This window comes from Pseudomonas sp. HS6-2 (assembly GCF_049325675.2).
GTDB lineage: Bacteria > Pseudomonadota > Gammaproteobacteria > Pseudomonadales > Pseudomonadaceae > Aquipseudomonas > Aquipseudomonas putida_N.
Genome location: NZ_CM143906.1, coordinates 2749682 through 2768584 on the forward strand (window position 1 = coordinate 2749682; position 18903 = coordinate 2768584).

Here is an 18903-nt window from a genome sequence, read left to right on the forward strand (position 1 = left end):
AATAGCCAAACAGCGATTTAAGAAAAATTCATCTACGCCGGGTAAAACAAAACGGGGCATGCCAGTGTCTGGCATGCCCCGTCGATCAGCGTGGCGCAGCGGCTCAGGCGACCTTGACGATCCAGCCTGCCGGTGCTTCGACGTCACCGCTCTGGATGCCGGTCAGCTCGTTATAGAGCTTCTGGGTGACCGGGCCGACTTTTTCCAGGTCGTGGAACACGTGCAGCTTGCCGTTGTACTCGATGCCACCGATCGGGGTGATCACCGCGGCGGTGCCGCAGGCGCCGGCTTCGATGAAGCGGTCGAGCTTGTTGATCTCGACGTCACCTTCGATCACGGTCAGGCCCAGGCGCGATTGCGCCAGTTCCATCAGCGACAGGCGGGTGATGCCTGGCAGTACCGAGGCCGATTTCGGGGTGACGAATTCGTTGTTGGCGGTGATACCGAAGAAGTTGGCCGAACCGACTTCCTCGATCTTGGTGTGGGTCAGCGGATCGAGGTAGATGGCGTCGGCGAAGTTGGCCTTCTTGGCTTCAGCGCCTGGTTGCAGGCTCGCGGCGTAGTTGCCACCGACCTTGGCTGCGCCAGTGCCCTGAGGGGCGGCACGGTCGAAGCTGGAAATCTGGAAGTTGTGCGGCTTCATGCCGCCCTTGAAGTACGAGCCAACCGGGATGGCGAAGACCGAGAAAATGAACTCGGGGGCGGTGCGCACGCCGATGTTGTCGCCGGTACCGATCACGAATGGGCGCAGGTACAGGGCGCCTTTGCCGTGTGGTGGGACGAACTTCTCATTGGCCTTGACCACTTGCTTGCACGCTTCGATGAACACATCGGTCGGCACGTGCGGCATCAGTAAACGCGCGCAGCTGCGCTGCATACGGGCGGCGTTCTGGTCTGGGCGGAACAGGTTGATCGAGCCGTCCTTGCAACGGTAGGCCTTGAGGCCTTCGAAGCACTGCTGGCCATAGTGCAGGGCGGTGGAGCCTTCACTGATGTGCAGCACGTTGTCTTCGGTCAGGGTGCCTTTGTCCCACTCACCATTGCGCCACACGGACAGGTAGCGCTTGTCGGTCTTGATGTAGTCGAAACCCAGCTTGTCCCAGTTAATGCTTTCGTTACTCATGACACCCTCGATTGTCTTGCAAGTGCCCGATCGCTCGGGCTGCTGTTATATGCGCACCACGCCACGATAATACAAACCTTGCGGATCGGGAACCGTGGCAGCGGCCTTGCGTCGCGAAAGGCAGCGAAGCCCCCCGGCAGGAGGGCTACGTTGCAGCCCTATTGCGACACAGGGGCGCTCTTGCAAACGAGATGCAGGTAACCGTCAAGTTTGAGGCGCTCGAGAAACACCGCATCATGGGAGCTGACCAGCAAAGCCCCTTGGAACTGATCCAGCATGCGCTCCAGGGCATCCAGCGAAGGCAGATCGAGGTGATTGCCAGGCTCATCGAGCAGCAACAGATCGACCGGTCGTTCGCCATACAGGATTGCTGCCAGTGCGGCCTTGAGCCGTTCGCCACCGCTTAGCAGGCCGCTGGGGAGCTCGATGCGAGCAGCATCCAGGCCCAGTTGGGCCAGGCGAGTGCGCAGGGTGGCCTGGTCCTGCGCCGGATGGGCCGCTGACAGGTGGTCAAGTGCGCTGTGCCGGCTCGGCAAGGCGCTGCAATGCTGGTCGAGCAGCGCCACTTCGCCGTTTTGGTACAGCTCGCCCGCCGTGAGCGGCAGATTGCCGAGCAGCACCTTGAACAAAGTTGACTTGCCGCTGCCATTGGCGCCGGTCAAGGCCATCCGCTGGCCCAGGCACAGGCGCAGGTCAATCGCCTGGGCGCTGCCCCTGGGCAGTCGCGCCCCTTTCAGTCGCAACACTTCCCCTCCCGCATGGCGTCGAGGTGCTGGCGGGTGAACCACGATCGGGCTGTCCTGCTCGACTTGGCGAGCCGCCTTGCACACCTGCGTCTGCAGCCCTTGCAGGGCCGTGCGATGGTCGCGCCGTTGCTTGCCGGCGGTGGCCTGGCTGCGCTCCTGTTGGCGGTCGACGAGAATTTTCGCCTGGTTGGCATGCTTGGCCTGGCGGCTGGCGCGTGCCTGGTGGCGTTCCAAGCGGTCGCGTTGGCGCTGCATTTCACGGGCTTGGTGCTGGCGTTCCTGTTTGGCGCGGTCGAGTGCCTGCAAGGCCTGCTCACGCTGCTCAGCCTTGTGCCGTTCATAAAAGTCGTAATCGCCGCCGAACGATTGCAGGCCCAGGCCAGACAGTTCGACGATGCGCGTCATGTGCCTGAGCAGCTCGCGGTCATGGCTGATGACCAGCAATCCTTTGTCCCAGGCCTGAAGCATGCGCAGCAGTTCGGCGCGGCCCTCGCGGTCCAGGTGGTTGCTGGGTTCATCAAGGATCAGGTAGTCGGCCTCGCTGAGCCATGCACCCAGCAGGGCGACCCGCATGGCCTGGCCGCCACTGAGGCGGGTGATCGGGTGCTGGTGGTCGAGGTGCCCCAAGCCCAGCTGTTGCAGGTGCTGGTGCAGCTGCTCGCGAATGTTCCAGCGCTCGCCCACGGCCTCGAAATCGTCCGGGTCGACTCCGCCTTGCTCTATGCGCTCCAGCGCGGCGATCACGCCGGCAACCTGGGCCAGGTCGGCCAGCCGCGGGCTGTGTTCGATCACCCGCTGGTCGAGGTAATGGACCCGCCCATGGCGCAGGCAGCGGCCACTGCTGGGCTCGCGCCGGCCGGCCAGTATCTGCCCGAGCAGGCTCTTGCCCACGCCGTTACGCCCGACCAGGCCGGTACAGCGTTGGTCGAGCGACAGGTTGAGGTCGGTAAACAAGGGCCTGCCATCAGGCAAGGCCAGGCAGACGCTGTCCAGCGTCAAAATCGACGTATTCGTCATGCACAACTCCACATATGCCGCGACATCTCCGGGGGCCGGAGGCTGAAGACTGGCCGTCGAAAGGACGGCGGCATCAATGGCGCATTGGACGAATACCTCTTGGAAGTGGATGTGAAAGCCTAACCGAGCGGCGAGGGCGGGTAAAGGCCCGGCAGGCCACTGCTCAACGCAAGCGCCTGCTCCAGTCACCTGCATGGCTGCGCGAGCAGGCTTCTTCACTGTCGAATCGTACATGCCAGGCAACGTGGTCCAGTTTCATACCGGCTTCATCGAGTGCCTGGGCCGTCAACGCCAGCATGCGCGCCTTGGCCTCACCTGCCAGCGCCGCTGCTTTATCGGCTTCTCGCTCGAACACCCAGGTAATGCGCAGGCTGGCCGGGTAGTCATCCGGGTCCAGCTGATGGGTCAGCCAGGTGAAGCCGACGATCTCGCCTTTTGCGGTTTCGCAGGCTTCGGTCAGGCAGCTGACCAGCTCGCGCTCCAGTCGCGCCAGCTCGCGCTTGCTCATGGCTTTCACTGGGCATCCTCATCATCGATCTGCTGGCAGAAGCGCAACAGATTGCCGAACGGGTCGCGGATCTGCATCTGCAGGCCCCAATCGACGCGTTCGGCCTGGGGCCGGGCATAGCCGTACTGCTTGTCCAGCAGTTCGCGCTCCAGTGCCAGCAGGTCTTCGGTGCGGGCGAACACGGTCGAGCCTGGGCAGGCATCGCCGTGGTGCTCACTAAGATGCAGGATCAGGCCGTCGCGGTGAATCTGCGCGTACAGCGGCAGGTCCGGACTGAAGCGGTGTTCCCAGTCGAGTTTGAAGCCCATGAAGTCGAGGTAGAACTCCTTGGCCTTGTCGACCGAAAAGATGCGCAGGATCGGGATGGCGGGGGCGAGTGACATGGCGACTCCTTGGCCGAAGGCAAACGAAGACTTTAGCGCAGCACCGAAACAGGGCCAAGTGCCGCCCCTGCAATGTGCGTTGCAACCCCGTATGCCCCATGCCAGAGCCATCGCCATGAAGGTTTCATCTTCATTCACCTGCGTAGTTGGCCCGCAACCTGCTATATCCAGCCAGCGAAATTTGATCGAGTGGTCAGCCTGCTATCGCCCACAGGTGATGCACATGACCCTCTAAACGGCCGTCAGGCCACAGATATCAAGGGGCCGCAGGATGTCGCTCGCGGAGCAGATCGAACCCACGGAACAGGACGCAGGCTGGAGTGCGCACCTGCAATTGCGCTTCGTCGAGCGTAATGGCGTGACCCGCCTTGGTGCGCGTCGTCACTTTGGCCCGCTTTTGGTGCAGCGTCCGTTCTACCCGGAGGGTGCTCCGTGCCACGTTTATGTGCTACACCCGCCCGGCGGCATCGTTGCCGGTGACCGGCTGGAACTGGACATCCACCTCGAACCCGGCAGCCATGCGTTACTGACCATGCCCGGGGCCAGCAAGTTCTACCGCAGCATCGGCCCCACCGCGCGGCTGGCCCAGCGCTTTCACCTGCAGGCTGGCAGCACGCTGGAATGGCTGCCTCAGGACAGCATCTTTTTCAACGGCGCCCGCGCCAGCCTCGACAGCCGCTTCACGCTGGAGCCGGGTGCGAAGTTGCTGGCCTGGGAAACCTTGTGTCTGGGCCGGCCGGTGATGAACGAGCGTTTCGAGCAAGGCGCCCTGGATAGCCGCCTACGTATCGACCTGCCGGGCGATCCCGGTTTGCACGAGCGGCTGCGCATTTCAGGTGGGCAACTGGCCAAGGTCGGCGGCCACCCGCTGGTCGCCACCTTCTGCGCAGCGCCGGCGACCCCGGCTGTGCTGGAGCAGGTGCGCGCGCTACTCGATGAACTCGACACACCCGCAGGCGCGACCTTGCTCGGCTCGCTGCTGGTGATCCGCCTGCTCGACCACGACAACCAACACCTGCAACACACCCTGCAGCGCCTCTGGCATGCCCTTCGCCCGGCCGTTCTCGGCCTGGCTGCATGCCCGCCGCGCATCTGGGCCACTTGAGAGAGAGCCATGGAGCTGACCCCGAGAGAGAAAGACAAACTGCTGCTGTTCACCGCCGCGCTGCTGGCCGAACGGCGCCTGGCCCGTGGCCTGAAGCTCAACTACCCGGAGGCGGTCGCGCTGATCAGCGCCGCAGTGCTCGAAGGTGCCCGCGATGGCCGCACGGTGGCCGAGCTGATGAGCCTGGGCCGCGAAGTGATCGGCCGCGAGCAAGTCATGGAAGGCGTCGCCGAGATGCTGCATGACGTGCAGGTCGAGGCGACCTTCCCCGACGGCACCAAGCTGGTGACCGTGCACGACCCTATCGTCTGACCTGGAGCAGGAGCCCAGCATGATCCCAGGTGAAATTCAGGTCGCCGCCGGCGACATCGAACTCAACGTCGGCCGTGACACGGTCAGCGTCAGCGTGGCCAACCATGGTGACCGGCCGGTGCAGGTCGGTTCGCACTACCACTTCTACGAGGTCAACGCTGCGCTGGTGTTCGAGCGTGAGCCAACCCGTGGCTTTCGCCTCGATATCCCAGCCGGTACTGCTGTGCGCTTCGAGCCTGGCCAGTCGCGCACCGTGCAGCTGGTGGCCTATGCCGGCAAGCGTGAAGTGTACGGCTTCCAGGGCAAGGTGAATGGCCCGCTGGAGGGCAGGGCATGAGCCGGATTTCTCGTCGGGCCTACGCCGACATGTTCGGCCCCACCGTCGGCGACCGCGTGCGCCTGGCTGACACTGCGCTATGGGTGGAGGTGGAGAAGGACTTCACAATCTACGGTGAAGAGGTCAAGTTCGGTGGCGGCAAGGTTATTCGCGACGGCATGGGCCAAGGGCAGATGCTCGCGGCCGAGGCCATGGACCTGGTGCTGACCAATGCCCTGATCATCGACCACTGGGGCATCGTCAAGGCCGATATCGGCGTCAAGCACGGGCGCATTGCCGTCATCGGCAAGGCCGGTAACCCCGATGTGCAACCGGGCGTGAACGTGCCGGTCGGCCCGGGCACCGAAGTGATCGCCGCCGAGGGCAAGATCGTCACCGCTGGCGGTATCGATTCGCACATCCACTTCATCTGCCCGCAGCAGGTGGAAGAAGCGCTGACCAGCGGTGTCACCACCTTCATTGGCGGCGGCACCGGCCCGGCCACCGGCACCAATGCCACCACCTGCACCCCGGGGCCCTGGTACCTGGCGCGCATGCTCCAGGCTGCCGACTGCCTGCCGATCAACATCGGCCTGCTGGGCAAGGGCAACGCCTCGCGCCCCGAAGCGCTGCGCGAGCAGATCGCCGCAGGCGCGGTGGGCCTCAAGCTGCACGAGGACTGGGGCTCGACCCCGGCTGCCATCGACTGCTGTCTGGGCGTGGCCGAAGAAATGGATATCCAGGTGGCGATCCACACCGACACCTTGAACGAGTCGGGCTGCATCGAAGACACCCTGGCCGCCATCGGCGACCGCACCATTCACACCTTCCATACCGAAGGTGCCGGCGGCGGCCACGCGCCAGATATCATCCGTGCGGCGGGGCAGGCCAATGTGCTGCCGTCCTCGACCAACCCGACCCTGCCTTACACGGTCAACACCGTCGATGAGCACCTGGACATGCTCATGGTCTGCCACCACCTAGACCCGAGCATTGCCGAGGACGTGGCCTTTGCCGAGTCGCGCATCCGCCGCGAGACCATCGCCGCCGAAGACATCCTCCACGACATGGGCGCCTTCGCCATGACCTCGTCCGATTCCCAGGCCATGGGCCGAGTCGGCGAAGTGGTGCTGCGCACCTGGCAGGTCGCCCACCAGATGAAGCTGCGCCGTGGTCCGCTGACGCCGGACACGAGCTACAGCGATAACTTCCGGGTCAAGCGCTACATCGCCAAGTACACGATCAACCCGGCGCTGACCCACGGCATCGCCCATGAAGTCGGTTCGGTCGAGGCCGGCAAGCTGGCCGACCTGGTGCTGTGGTCGCCGGCGTTCTTCGCGGTCAAGCCGGCCCTGGTGATCAAGGGCGGGATGATCGCCACTGCGCCGATGGGCGACATCAACGGTTCGATCCCGACCCCGCAGCCGGTGCACTACCGGCCCATGTTCGGCGCCATGGGGGCTGCCCGCCACGCCACGCGCATGACCTTCCTGCCCCAGGCCGCAATGGACCGCGGCCTGCATCAGGAGTTGGGCCTGCAGAGCCTGATCGGTGTCGCCCACGGCTGCCGTCGGGTGCGCAAGGCCGACATGGTTCACAACACCTTGCAGCCCGTGATCGAAGTCGATTCGCAGACCTACCAGGTACGCGCCGACGGCGAGTTGCTGGTCTGCGAGCCCGCCAGCGAGCTGCCGCTGGCCCAGCGCTATTTCCTGTTCTGAAGGAGTGAAGATGATTGTCCTGACCCGCCGGATCGAGGCATCCGAGACCGTCACCGGTACCGTGACCCTGGACGTCGACAGCCGTATCAAAAGCCGCCTGCGCGTGACCCTGGACGATGGCCGCGAAGCCGGGCTGATGCTCGAACGTGGCCACCTGCTGCGCGGCGGCGAACTGCTCGCCGATGCCTCGGCAGGCCAGGTGATTCGCGTGCTGGCTGCAGCTGAAGCGGTATCGACCGTGCGTTGTGCCGACCCGCACTTGCTGGCCCGCGCCGCCTATCACCTGGGCAACCGCCACGTCCCCCTGCAAATCGATCCGGGCTTGCTGCGCTATCAGCATGACCATGTCCTCGACGACATGCTGCGCGGCCTGGGCCTGACGGTGGAAGCCGAGCAAGCACCGTTCGAGCCGGAAGCCGGTGCCTACCAGAGCGCGCCACACAGCCACAGCCATGGCCACGACCATCCGTTCGTGCGCCTGCCAGCCCATTCCTGAACCCTTCATCAAAGGAGCCCACCATGAAAAAGATTTTCGCCGTTGCCCTGCTGATGGTCGCACTGCCGGCCTTTGCCCACCCTGGTCACGACGGCAATCCGTTGCAGGATGGCCTGCTGCACCCGCTGACCGGCCTCGACCACCTGCTGATGCTGCTGGGTACCGGTGTGCTGGCCGCACTGACCCGACGCAACCTGACCCTGCCGCTGGCCACCCTGGCCTCGATGTTCGCCGGCGCCGTGTGCGGCCACCTGTTCGGCGATGTGCTGGGCATGGAAACCCTGATCGCCGTGTCCGTGCTGGTGGCGGCCACTGCGGTGCTGCTGCCAAGCCGTCAGCTGCTGTTGGCCGCGGCCATGCCGGTGTTCGCACTGTTCCATGGCTGGGCCCACGGTGTGGAAGCCACGCCGAGCGCCTTCTGGATGTTCAGCGCTGGCTTCGTCACCGTCAGTGGCCTGCTGCTGGCCGTCGGCTTTGGCGTTGGCTGCCTGCTGCGCCGCCACAGCGGCCTGCAGAAGGCCTTCGGTGGCGGCATGCTGGCCGGCGCCGCACTGGTACTGGCCGGTTGATGAACAGCGACCTGGCACTGCTGCGCCTGCTGCAGCTGGCCAGCCCCGGCCTGCCGGTGGGTGGTTTCACTTACTCGCAAGGTTTGGAGTGGGCCGTCGAGGCGGGTTGGGTGCAGGGTACTGCCGGCTTCAGCGCCTGGCAGCGCGAGCAGATGCACGACACCCTGGCCTGCCTGGACTGGCCGGTGCTGGCGCGCCTGTACCGCGCCTGCGAGGCGGGCGACGCACAAGCGTTCAGCCACTGGAGCCACTTTCTGCTGGCCAACCGCGAAACCGCCGAGCTGCGCCTGGAAGAACAGCAGCGCGGCTCGGCCCTGGCGCGCCTGCTCGATGGCTGGCAGCTGGGCCAGGACCCGGCCTGGCGCACCAGCCTCGAACTCAGCCAGCTCGGCGGCATGGCCTGGCTCGCCGCGCACTGGCACATCCCGCTGCGTCAACTCGCTCTCGGCCATGCCTTCGCCTGGCTTGAGGGTGCGGTGATGGCGGGGGTCAAGCTGGTGCCGTTCGGCCAACAGGCGGCGCAGACCCTGCTGCGCGACCTTGGCGCCGAACTGCCCGGCGTGCTGGACCAGGCACTGGCATTGGCCGACGACCAGCTCGGCGGTGGCCTGCCGCTGCTGGCAATTGCTTCTTCGCGTCACGAAACCCAATACACCCGTTTGTTCCGTTCCTGAGGACTGCCTCCATGCAAAGCTATCAGCAACCCCTGCGCGTCGGTGTCGGCGGCCCGGTCGGCTCTGGCAAGACCGCACTGCTCGAATGCCTGTGCAAGGCCATGCGCGATCACTACCAGATCGCCGTGGTAACCAATGACATCTACACCAAGGAAGACCAGCGCATCCTGACCGAAGCCGGTGCGCTGGAGCCAGAGCGTATCGTCGGTGTCGAAACCGGTGGCTGCCCGCACACCGCCATCCGCGAGGATGCCTCGATGAACCTGGCCGCCGTCGAAGCGCTGGCGCGCAAGTTTGGCAACCTTGAAGTGATCTTTGTCGAAAGCGGTGGCGACAACCTCAGCGCTACCTTCAGCCCGGAGCTGGCCGACCTGACCATCTACGTCATCGACGTGGCCGAGGGCGAGAAGATCCCACGCAAGGGTGGGCCCGGCATCACCAAGTCGGACTTCCTGGTGATCAACAAGACCGACCTGGCGCCATACGTCGGCGCCTCGCTGGAGGTCATGGAGCGTGATACCCAGCGCATGCGCCCGCAGCGGCCCTGGACCTTCAGCAACCTGAAGAAGGGCGAAGGCTTGCAGGCGGTGATCGACTTCATCGTGGAGCGGGGGATGCTGGGGGTGAGGGGCTGAAGTCCAGCATCTCGACGCGGTTGCGGCCATTCTGCTTGGCCTTGTACAGCATCTCGTCTGCCTGCTTGAGCACGGTCTCGGCCAGCTCGGTGTCGGGCTGGCGGCAGGCCACGCCGACCGACAGGGTGAGGGTGCCGCAGTGGGGCGTGTCAGCCTGCTCGACCGCCTCACGGATGCGCTCGGCAATACGCCGGGCATCGGCCAGGGTGGTGTCCGGCAGCAGCATGGTGAACTCCTCGCCGCCGACCCGGCAGGGCAGGTCATGCAGGCGGGAGTTCTGCTGCAGCACTTCAGCCAGGTGCTTTAGCACGTCATCGCCTGCGTCATGCCCGTAGGTGTCGTTGACCCGTTTGAAGAAGTCGATGTCCAGGGCCAGCACGGCGAATGCCTGCTGGCTTTCCATCAAGGCGGCCAGTGCCAATTGCAGCGCCCGCCGATTTGCCAGGCCGGTGAGCGCATCGCTCTGGGCTTCCTGGCGCAGCTTGCCGAATTTCTCCTGCATCAGGCGCTCGGCGGTGAGCAGGGCGCGGCGAATGGCGGCGGCCTCCACGTACCAGGCGGCGATGGCGCGCAGTTCATCGGCGGTCTCATTGGCTGAAAGGTGCGTGGCGCCGTATGCCAGCTGGCGCAGTGGCTTGATCAGCCGGTAGGTCGTCCACAGCATCAGCGCAAAGCCGATCAGGCTGGCCGGCAGAATGTACAGCAGCACCTTGCGCATTAGCTCATGCAAGGGGGCCAGGGCCAGCGCGCGCGGTTGCTGGGCGACCACGGCCCAGTGCGCGCCAGGTACCGGGGCGAAACCGGCGAGCATGGGGATGCCGATGTAGTTGGGCGTATCCAGGTTACCGGTTTCGCCGCGCAGCGCCGCCTCGATGGTCGGGCTGCCGGTGGCCAGGGCGCCGATGCGTTCATGGTTGGGGTGGTAGAGCAGGCGTTCGTTGGCGTCGGCAACAAAGGCAAAGGTGCCGTCATGTTGGTAGTGCTGGCCGATCACCGTATGCAGTTCGCTTTCTTTCTTGAGAAACACCGAGCCACCGACGATGCCCAGGTAGCGGCCGTCCTTGGCGAAGATCGGCTCGGAGATGAACACCACCAGGTCGCCACCCCGTGAGGTATAGGCAGGGCTGACCTGGGGCCTGCGGGCATCGACGGCCTGCTGGATCTCCGACGCACGCTGGCGGTGGCTGGCGATCTGGCGAATGTCCGGGTACGCCACCAGCACTTGCCCTTGGGCATTGACGATGACGATCGAATTGAAGTCCTCGTCCTGGGTTTGCAGGCGCCTGGCTTCGGCTTGCAGTAACGCCGGGTCATCCAGACCGGCGGCAAGCTGCCAGGCGCTGTAGGTCAGGTGGTTGCGGGCCGAGCGCAGGAACTCGGTGATGCTCGAGGCCACCTTGCTGGCGTAGGCCTGGTTGGCTTGCAGGGAGAACTGCACCAGGGTGGCCAGTTGCACCCGGTAGGCGACATACAAGGTGTTGCACAAGGTGGCCAGGCAAGCCAGCACGACGATGCCGACTACCAGGGTTCGCAGGTCGAGCATGGGTAAGCGCTTGGGCATGGCGGGCCTGTCCGGCAAGGGCGACGGGCTCAAGTATGGCCGGTTTTTGCCCGGCTGCTGCCCACGTGCCATTGTGCTGCAAGTGGCACGTCGGCGACGGATCACTCATGGCAGCAATGGGGTTTGCCGGGCTGGCCCTCGTAGCGATCGTGGTGCCGTACCCAATCCATGGTCCCGGCTTCGTTGCGCCCCAGTGGCGCGATATCGAGGAAGTTGTAGGTGTTGACCAGGATGTCCAGGCCACGGGCGTAGGTGGAGTAGGTATGGTAGAGCGTGCCATCCGGGTCTTTGTAGAAGGCACTCAGGCCCGGTAGTTCGGCCTCGTTGCCGGTGTACGGCTCGTAGTTGTACTGGCGTTGGCCCTCGGTGCCGACGCTGACGCCGAAGTCCTCGTTGAATCCGCTGCCATTCGATGAATACCAGGGGAACCGCCAGCCCATGCGCTGGCGGAAAGCCTGGAATTCAGCGCAGGGCGCGCGCGACACGGCGACCAGCGAGACGTCGTGATGGGCCAGGTGCAGGTTGGCGCCATCGAAATGATCGGCAAGGAACGAGCAGCCTGGGCAGCCTTCGCTCCAGCCCTCGGCAAACATGAAGTGATAGACCAGCAGCTGGCTGCGCCCGGCAAACAGGTCGGCCAGGCTCAGTTCGCCGTCCGGGCCTTGGAAACGGTAGGGCTGCTCGACCTTGACCAAGGGCAGGGCACGACGGGCAACGGCCAGTTCATCGCGCTGGTGGGTGAAGGCTTTTTCGTGCAGCCACAGCTGACGGCGGGCGGCCAGCCATTGCTCGCGCGAGGCGATCGGGTGTTTAGGATCGGGGGTGCTCATTGGGGCTGACTCCGTGAGGGGATTCAGTGAGTGGTCGATTCGAAGAGGGGTGGATCGACAGGCTTGGAGCAGGGCCGACGAGTGGTCTGCGGGTGTAGGGCGGGAGGGTTGTGGCGCCTGCGAGATCGAGCGCCGCCCGCGCGGCGCATCGCGAGCTACGCTCGCTCCTACGCTTGTTTCGGGCCAGTAACGCTTGTGGTAGCGGCGCGCGACCGCCTTGTTGCTACGACGCGATATCGCGTCATGCGCCCAAGCGTTCGCGCGCAAATCGCGCAGGAATAATTGGCCCGAAACAAGCGTAGGAGCGAGCGTAGCTCGCGATGCGCCGCGCGGGCGGCGCTCGGTTGCCGCCTTGATCAAAAAATCACGGCGAACACATTGCTGCCTCAGCCGTGCATGGTCTCGATCAACTCCCACAGCTGTGGATCATTGAAATCCTTCACCACCAGTTTCGCCCCGGCCGCCAGCAGCCGTTCCGGTGTCTGAGTAGTGGCAACGCCCACGGTAAAGATCCCGGCCCCGCTCGCCGCAGTCACCCCCGGCAACGAATCCTCGAAGGCCAGCGCCTCGCCCGCAACAGCTTCCAGGCGCTGCAAGCCGGTCAGATAGGGCAGCGGATCAGGCTTCGCCCGCTCCAGCTCTTCGGCCACCAGCACATGTTCGAAGCGCTCGCCAAGCCCCATGGCCGTGAGCATGTGCTCTGCATTCAGCCGCGGCGCATTGGTCACCACGCACATGCCGATGTCCCAGGCTCGCGCATGGTCCATCAGGCGCAGCAGGCCAGGCATGGGTTGCAGCACAGGTGACAGTACACGGAAAAGCGCTTCCTTGCGGTCGGCCAGCGCTTGGCGCTCGATTGTGTCGGCAAGCGGAAACAATTCGGCAAACAGTTCGCCATTGGCCCGGCCGCTGATCTGGGCATCGAATTTTTCCTGTGTCAGCTCGCGGCCGTCATGGTCATGCAGCAGTTGACGGAAGGCCTGCAAGTGCAGGGTGTCGGTGTCGGTCAAGGTTCCATCGAGATCGAACAGCAGGGCAGTCAGCATCAGGTATCCAGGTATTCAAAAAAACAAAAGCCCGGGGATGATAACCAAACCTGACGACAAAGGGGGCTGTTCAGCGTACGCCGAAAAGAGTACAAATGTACTCCATGGACAAACTCACCCCAAAACGCCGTGCAATCCTCGGCTACATTCGCGAGCGCATTGCCGACCACGGTCAGCCGCCAAGCCTGGCCGATATCGCCAGCCGCTTTGGCTTCGCCTCGCGCAGCGTCGCGCGCAAGCACATCACCGCGTTGTGCCAGGCCGGCTACATCGACGTCACGCCCAATCAGGCGCGGGGCATTCGCCTGGCCGAGCCCCTGCGCCGGCCGGAAATCCTTGAAATTCCCGTGCTGGGGCAGGTGGCCGCCGGTGCGCCGATCGGCCCGGACCTGGGCATTCACGAGCAATTGCTGCTCGACCCCAGCCTGTTCCGTCGCACACCGGACTACCTGCTCAAGGTGCGCGGTGATTCGATGATCGACGATGGCATCTTCGACGGTGACCTAGTCGGCATCCGCCAGCAGGGCGAGGCAGGTGATGGCCAGATCGTGGTCGCGCGCCTGGACGGCGAAGTCACCATCAAGCGCCTGCAGCGCCAGCCCGGCGGTTACCGGTTGTTGCCGCGCAACCCGGCGTATGCGCCGATCGACGTGGGGCCTGAGCGCGAGTTCTTCATCGAAGGCGTGTTCTGTGGCCTGTTGAGGCGCGACTGATGGGCGCGGTGGTCGACCTCGATCGGCTGCTCGACCAGCGTCAGGTCTGGCGTGGACGACAGGGCCAGGTGCGCCCGGCCGGGTTGCAGCCCACTGGCCATGCCATGCTCGACCAGCGCCTGCCGGATGGCGGCTGGCCGGCCGCAGCTCTCAGCGAGTTGCTGTTGGCCAGCCCCGGCTGTGGCGAGTTGCAACTGCTCTGGCCATCCCTGTCACGCCTGACCGTTGAAGGCGGGCGGGTGGTGCTGGTGGCGCCGCCGTTCATTCCCTATGCACCGGCCTGGCAGGCCGCTGGCGTGGACCTGCGCTGGCTGGTGCAGGTCGATGCCGGGCAGGCCGATGCCCTGTGGGCGGCTGAACAGTGCTTGCGTTCCGGCAGCTGCGCAGCGGTGCTGTGCTGGCCGGAGCGTGCCGATGACCGCGCCCTGCGTCGCCTGCAAGTGGCCGCCGAGACAGGGCAGGCACTGGCCTTCGCCTGTCGGCCGCAACAGGCTGCACACAACCCGTCGCCCGCTGCGCTGCGTATTGCCGTGGATACACGCCCGGCGCAATGGCGCGTCCTCAAGTGCCGTGGCGGCATGCCACCGGCCATGCCAATCGCCTGCCCAGGGCGGGGCTGATGCATCATGCTTTGGGCCTGCATTCTCCTGCCCCAGCTGGCGCTGGACTCGATCCTGCGCGAGCGTGACGACGCCGATGCGCCACTGGTGCTGATCGGCGGCCCCGTTCAGCGCCGCTTGCTGCAAGCCGTCAATCCCGCCGCGGCGGCGCTTGGCCTGCGGGCGGGGCAGACACTGACGGCCGCGCGGGCCCTGGCCGACGGGTTCCACTGTGTCGAGGCCGACCCGGCCCGCATCGAGCAGTTGCAGCAGTTGCTGGCGGCCTGGGCCTACCGCTTCAGTGCCCAGGTGAGCCTTCAATACCCACGCGCCCTGTTGCTTGAAGTCGGCTCCAGCCTTCAGCTGTTCGGCCCCTGGCCGCTGTTCGAGGCCCGCCTGCGCGAGGAGCTGGCTGCACTGGGCTTGCGCCAGCGCATCGTGCTCGCGACCAACCCGGTGGCGGCCCGCATGCTTGCCAACGGCCATGATGGCCTGGCACTGACCTGTGCCGACCAGACTCGTGCGGCGCTGGCGCGCATGCCGATCGCGCGGGTCGGGTTGCCAGCGGAAGCTGCCGAAGCCTTTTCCCGCATGGGTCTGCATCAGTTGGGCCAGGTGCTGACCCTACCGCGAGATGCGCTGGCCAGGCGTTTTTCCGCCCAGGTTCAATTGCACCTGGACCAGTTGCTCGGGCTGCGCTCAATGGGGCTCAACTTCTATCAGCCGCCGGACCGCTTCGAAACGCGCCTGGAACTCAACTTCGACGTCGAATCGCACCAGGCCTTGCTGTTCCCGTTGCGGCGCATGCTCAATGACCTGGCGGCCTTCCTCGCCGGACGCGACTGCGGCGTGCAGCGTTTTTGCCTGTACCTGGAGCACGTCGAAGGGCCGGACACTCAATTGCAGGTAGGCCTGCTGGCCGCCGAGCGGGACGCCGCCATGCTGTTCGAGCTGGCCCGTGGGCGCCTGGAGCCGCTGCGCATCCCGGCACCGGTGCGTAACCTGCGGCTGGTCGCCGATGACCTGCCGCCCTTCGTGCCCCAGCACCAGGCACTGTTCGACCCTCGCGCCAAACAGGCCCAGCCTTGGGAGCAACTGCGCGAACGGCTGCGCGCGCGCCTGGGTGATGAAGCCGTCAAAGGGCTGCGCGCCGAGGCCGACCATCGCCCGGAGTGCGCCTGGCAGCCAGCGGAGCAGGGCGCCCAGGGCAGCCTGCCAGCCTTGCCCGGTAGTCGCCCAGGCTGGTTGTTGCCCACACCGCAGGCCCTGGAAGCGACTGATCACATACTGCTCGGGCATGCCGAGCGCATCGAGTCTGGCTGGTGGGACGGTGGCGACGTGCGCCGGGACTACTACTGCATCGAAACCCGCGATGGCCTGCGTGGCTGGGCCTATCAGGACCTGGCCCAACCCGGCCCGCTGTGGCTGCAGGGTTGGTTCGCATGAACGCGCCAGGCTATGCGCCGGGCTATGCCGAGCTCCATTGCCTGTCCAATTTCAGCTTCCAGCGCGGTGCATCGAGCGCCGAAGAGCTGTTCCGCCGCGCCCGCGAGCAGGGCTACCAGGCCCTGGCGATCACTGACGAGTGCACCCTGGCCGGTATCGTGCGCGCCTGGCAGGCCGCCAAGGCGCAACAGTTGCGCCTGATCGTCGGCAGCGAAGTGCGCCTGCAGGATGGACCCAAACTGGTTTTGCTGGTGCAGAACCTCACGGGCTACCAGAACCTCTGCGCCTTGATTACCCGTGGCCGTCGGCGGGCCGGGAAGGTTGACTACCAGTTGTTCGCTGACGACCTGCAGCAATATCATGAGGGTTTGCTGGCGCTCTGGATTGCCGAAGATTGCGATGACCAGGCGACCGGCCGCTGGCTGCGCGGCCTGTTCGCCGAGCGATTGTGGCTGGGTGTGCACCTGCACCGCGGCAGTGATGATGACCGGCGCCTGTCCCGCATGCGCGAATTGGCGGCGCAGTTGGGCATCCGTGCCGTGGCCTGTGGTGACGTGCACATGCATGTCCGCGGCCGGCGCGCCCTGCAGGACTGCATCACCGCCATCCGCCAGCACTGCAACGTGGCCGAAGCAGGGCGCCATCTGTTCGCCAATGGCGAGCGCCACCTGCGTGCGCTGGAGCAACTGGCCGAGCTGTACCCGGCAGACCTGCTGGCCGAGAGCCTGGTCATCGCCGAGCGTTGCCAGTTCGACCTGAGTGAACTGCGCTACCAGTACCCACGCGAGCTCGTGCCCGAGGGCCATACACCTGCCAGCTGGCTACGCGCATTGTGCGAGCGGGGCTTGCCTCTGCGCTGGCCGTCAGGGCCGAGCAGCAAGGTACGAGCGGTGCTGGACAAGGAACTGGCGTTGATCGAGGAGCTGGGCTACGAGAGCTATTTCCTCACCGTGCATGACATCGTCGCCTTTGCCCGCAGCCAGCACATTCTTTGCCAGGGCCGTGGTTCGGCAGCCAACTCGGTGGTGTGTTTCGTGCTGGGCATCACCGAGCTCGACCCGATGGCGCATCGCCTGTTGTTCGAGCGCTTCCTGTCCCGTGAGCGCAACGAGCCGCCCGATATCGACGTGGACTTCGAGCATGACCGGCGCGAAGAGGTGATCCAGTATGTGTTCCGCCGTTACGGCCGGCACCGCGCCGCACTGACTGCCGTGGTCAATACCTATCACGCTGCCGGCGCTGTTCGTGATGTGGCCCGGGTGCTGGGCTTGCCTGCCGATCAGGTGGATGCCCTGGCCAAGTGCTGCGGCCGCTGGAGCGACCGTATCCCGGACGATCAGCGGCTGGCAGAGGCCGGCTTCGAACCCGGCAGTCCGTCGCTGCGGCGCATCCTGGTCCTGGCCGGTGAACTGATCGGTTTCCCCCGTCACCTGTCCCAGCACCCGGGTGGCTTCGTCATTTCCGAACAGCCGCTGGACCACCTGGTGCCGGTGGAAAACGCCGCCATGGCCGAGCGCACGGTGATCCAGTGGGACAAGGACGACCTCGACATGGTCGGCCTGCTCAAGGTCGATGTGCTGGCCCTGGGCATGCTCAGCGCCTTGCGCCGTTGCTTCGACCTGCTGCAGCGCCACCGTGGTCGGCAGTTGACCCTGGCGACTATCCCCAGTGAAGACCCTGCGACTTACGCCATGATCAGCCGCGCCGAGACCATGGGCGTGTTCCAGATCGAGTCGCGGGCACAGATGGCCATGCTGCCGCGGCTCAGGCCCACCACTTTCTACGACCTGGTGATCGAGGTCGCCATCGTGCGCCCCGGGCCGATCCAGGGCGACATGGTTCACCCGTACCTGCGTCGGCGCCTCAAGCAGGAACCGGTGACCTACCCCTCGGAAAAACTCAAGGAGGTCTTCGAGCGCACCCTGGGCGTGCCGCTGTTCCAGGAGCAGGTGATGGAACTGGCCATGGTCGCCGCCGACTACAGCCCCGGCGAGGCTGACCAGTTGCGCCGCAGCATGGCAGCCTGGAAGCGCCATGGCGGGCTGGAACCCCATCGCCAGCGGCTGGTCGAGGGCATGCTGCGCAACGGTTACGACCTGGCGTTCGCCGAGCGTATTTTCGAGCAGATCAAAGGCTTTGGCAGTTACGGCTTCCCTGAGTCGCACGCGGCCAGCTTCGCCTTGCTGTGCTATGCCAGCAGCTGGCTCAAGTGCCATGAGCCGGCGATCTTCACCTGCGCGCTGGTCAACAGCTGGCCGATGGGGTTCTACAGCCCGGACCAACTGCTGCAGGAGGCGCGGCGGCAAAGGATCGAGGTACGCCCGGTGGACGTGTTCCACAGCGAATGGGACTGCACGCTGGAACCCGATCGCCACGGTGTCTTGGCTATCCGCCTTGGGCTGCGACAGATCCGGGGTTTCAGCGAGGTGGATGCCCGCCGGTTGGAGCAGGCGAGGGCGCAGCGCCCTTGGCGGGATGTCGAAGACCTGTGCCTGCGCGCCGGGCTCGATAGCCGCGCCCGCGCCCGGCTGGCCGATGCGGGGGCACTGCGAGCCTTGGCCGGTGACCGCCACCAGGCACGCTGGCAGGTGGCGGCGGTGCAGGCGCAATTGCCGCTGTTTGCCGAGGTGCAGGCAGTGCCGGAAGCGCCAGTGGCGTTGCCCGTGCCAACGGTTGGCGAGGACCTGGTTGCCGATTACGACACTTTGGGGACGACGTTGGGCCCGCATCCACTCAGGCTGTTGCGTTCACGGTTGCGGGCTTTGGGCTGTCGCAGTTCTGGCGAACTGGCTGGGGTCGAGCATGGCGATGCGATTGCCGTGGCCGGGCTGGTGGTGGGGCGACAGCGGCCGCAGACCGCCAGCGGGGTGACCTTCGTTACGCTGGAGGATGAGTTCGGCATGGTCAACGTGGTGGTCTGGCGCGACTTGGCCGAGCGGCAGCGGAGGGCGCTGGTGGGGTCGCAGCTACTCAAGGTGAGCGGGCGGCTGGAGCAGGAGAACGGGGTGCGGCATCTGATCGCCCGGCGGCTGGAGGACATCAGCCCCTTGCTACAGGGGCTGGATGTAAAAAGCCGGGACTTTCACTGACCTTGATAGCTTCT

At 65.4% G+C, this 18903-nt stretch carries 19 protein-coding genes; 12 read left to right on the forward strand and 7 right to left on the reverse strand.

From position 1 onward, the window contains the following. Positions 1–103 precede the first annotated feature (103 nt). From ACOKS3_RS12890 to ACOKS3_RS12905, 4 genes are all read right to left on the reverse strand, one after another. Complete coding sequence (locus ACOKS3_RS12890; RefSeq protein WP_012272061.1) at positions 104–1123, reverse strand: branched-chain amino acid aminotransferase; 1020 nt, start codon at positions 1121–1123, stop codon at positions 104–106. Positions 1124–1281: 158 nt separating this feature from the next. Next, a complete protein-coding gene (locus tag ACOKS3_RS12895) occupies positions 1282–2886 on the reverse strand; it encodes an ABC-F family ATP-binding cassette domain-containing protein (RefSeq protein ID WP_103447070.1) in 1605 nt (534 codons plus the stop codon). A gap of 163 nt (positions 2887–3049) precedes the next feature. Next, on the reverse strand, positions 3050–3403 hold the full coding sequence (locus ACOKS3_RS12900; protein ID WP_103447071.1) for a hypothetical protein: 354 nt from the start codon (positions 3401–3403) through the stop codon (positions 3050–3052). After that, positions 3400–3777: a glyoxalase superfamily protein gene (locus ACOKS3_RS12905; RefSeq protein WP_422763145.1), complete on the reverse strand. Its 378-nt coding sequence runs from the start codon at positions 3775–3777 to the stop codon at positions 3400–3402. The genes ACOKS3_RS12900 and ACOKS3_RS12905 overlap by 4 nt, the downstream gene beginning before the upstream one ends. Positions 3778–4048: 271 nt before the next feature. Between ACOKS3_RS12905 and ACOKS3_RS12910 the strand changes: the two genes are divergently transcribed. The 8 genes from ACOKS3_RS12910 to ureG are packed head-to-tail and all read left to right on the forward strand — an operon-like array spanning position 4049 to position 9605. Continuing rightward, positions 4049–4882, forward strand: a complete 834-nt coding sequence (locus ACOKS3_RS12910) for an urease accessory protein UreD (RefSeq protein ID WP_103447073.1) — start codon at positions 4049–4051, stop codon at positions 4880–4882. 9 nt (positions 4883–4891) lie between these two features. Next, the gene (locus ACOKS3_RS12915; RefSeq protein WP_027916767.1) at positions 4892–5194 is read left to right on the forward strand and encodes an urease subunit gamma; all 303 of its coding nucleotides are present in this window, start codon (positions 4892–4894) and stop codon (positions 5192–5194) included. Between the two features lie 19 nt (positions 5195–5213). Next, the gene (locus ACOKS3_RS12920; RefSeq protein ID WP_103447074.1) at positions 5214–5531 is read left to right on the forward strand and encodes an urease subunit beta; all 318 of its coding nucleotides are present in this window, start codon (positions 5214–5216) and stop codon (positions 5529–5531) included. Continuing rightward, complete coding sequence (gene ureC, locus ACOKS3_RS12925; RefSeq protein ID WP_103447075.1) at positions 5528–7231, forward strand: urease subunit alpha; 1704 nt, start codon at positions 5528–5530, stop codon at positions 7229–7231. The genes ACOKS3_RS12920 and ureC overlap by 4 nt, the downstream gene beginning before the upstream one ends. Before the next feature lie 10 nt (positions 7232–7241). Continuing rightward, complete coding sequence (gene ureE, locus ACOKS3_RS12930; RefSeq protein ID WP_103447076.1) at positions 7242–7727, forward strand: urease accessory protein UreE; 486 nt, start codon at positions 7242–7244, stop codon at positions 7725–7727. A gap of 23 nt (positions 7728–7750) precedes the next feature. Then, on the forward strand, positions 7751–8296 hold the full coding sequence (locus ACOKS3_RS12935; RefSeq protein WP_422763146.1) for a HupE/UreJ family protein: 546 nt from the start codon (positions 7751–7753) through the stop codon (positions 8294–8296). After that, complete coding sequence (locus tag ACOKS3_RS12940) at positions 8296–8970, forward strand: urease accessory protein UreF (protein ID WP_422763147.1); 675 nt, start codon at positions 8296–8298, stop codon at positions 8968–8970. Before ACOKS3_RS12935 ends, ACOKS3_RS12940 begins: the two co-directional genes overlap by 1 nt. A gap of 11 nt (positions 8971–8981) precedes the next feature. Beyond that, entirely contained in the window at positions 8982–9605 is a 624-nt protein-coding gene (ureG, locus tag ACOKS3_RS12945) for an urease accessory protein UreG (RefSeq protein ID WP_027916761.1), read from the forward strand. On the opposite strand, the gene ACOKS3_RS12950 is transcribed toward ureG, so the two are convergent. The 3 genes from ACOKS3_RS12950 to ACOKS3_RS12960 form a co-directional block, all read right to left on the reverse strand. After that, positions 9568–11166 carry a GGDEF domain-containing protein gene (locus tag ACOKS3_RS12950; RefSeq protein ID WP_422763148.1) on the reverse strand — a complete coding sequence of 533 codons (1599 nt, stop codon included), beginning with the start codon at positions 11164–11166 and terminating at the stop codon, positions 9568–9570. The two genes, ureG and ACOKS3_RS12950, sit on opposite strands and share 38 nt — an antisense overlap. Positions 11167–11267: 101 nt before the next feature. After that, a complete protein-coding gene (locus ACOKS3_RS12955; protein WP_422763149.1) occupies positions 11268–11996 on the reverse strand; it encodes a DUF899 domain-containing protein in 729 nt (242 codons plus the stop codon). Positions 11997–12382: 386 nt separating this feature from the next. Beyond that, entirely contained in the window at positions 12383–13042 is a 660-nt protein-coding gene (locus ACOKS3_RS12960; RefSeq protein WP_422763150.1) for an HAD family hydrolase, read from the reverse strand. A 104-nt stretch (positions 13043–13146) separates the two neighbouring features. On the opposite strand from ACOKS3_RS12960, the gene lexA reads away from it, so the two are divergent. The 4 genes from lexA to ACOKS3_RS12980 are packed head-to-tail and all read left to right on the forward strand — an operon-like array spanning position 13147 to position 18889. Then, on the forward strand, positions 13147–13755 hold the full coding sequence (gene lexA / locus ACOKS3_RS12965) for a transcriptional repressor LexA (protein ID WP_103448238.1): 609 nt from the start codon (positions 13147–13149) through the stop codon (positions 13753–13755). Beyond that, on the forward strand, positions 13755–14375 hold the full coding sequence (imuA, locus tag ACOKS3_RS12970) for a translesion DNA synthesis-associated protein ImuA (RefSeq protein ID WP_103447082.1): 621 nt from the start codon (positions 13755–13757) through the stop codon (positions 14373–14375). The genes lexA and imuA overlap by 1 nt, the downstream gene beginning before the upstream one ends. A 6-nt stretch (positions 14376–14381) precedes the next feature. Further along, the gene (locus ACOKS3_RS12975) at positions 14382–15800 is read left to right on the forward strand and encodes a Y-family DNA polymerase (RefSeq protein ID WP_422763151.1); all 1419 of its coding nucleotides are present in this window, start codon (positions 14382–14384) and stop codon (positions 15798–15800) included. Next, the gene (locus ACOKS3_RS12980) at positions 15776–18889 is read left to right on the forward strand and encodes an error-prone DNA polymerase (RefSeq protein WP_422763152.1); all 3114 of its coding nucleotides are present in this window, start codon (positions 15776–15778) and stop codon (positions 18887–18889) included. Before ACOKS3_RS12975 ends, ACOKS3_RS12980 begins: the two co-directional genes overlap by 25 nt. The last annotated feature ends 14 nt before the right edge of the window (positions 18890–18903 follow it).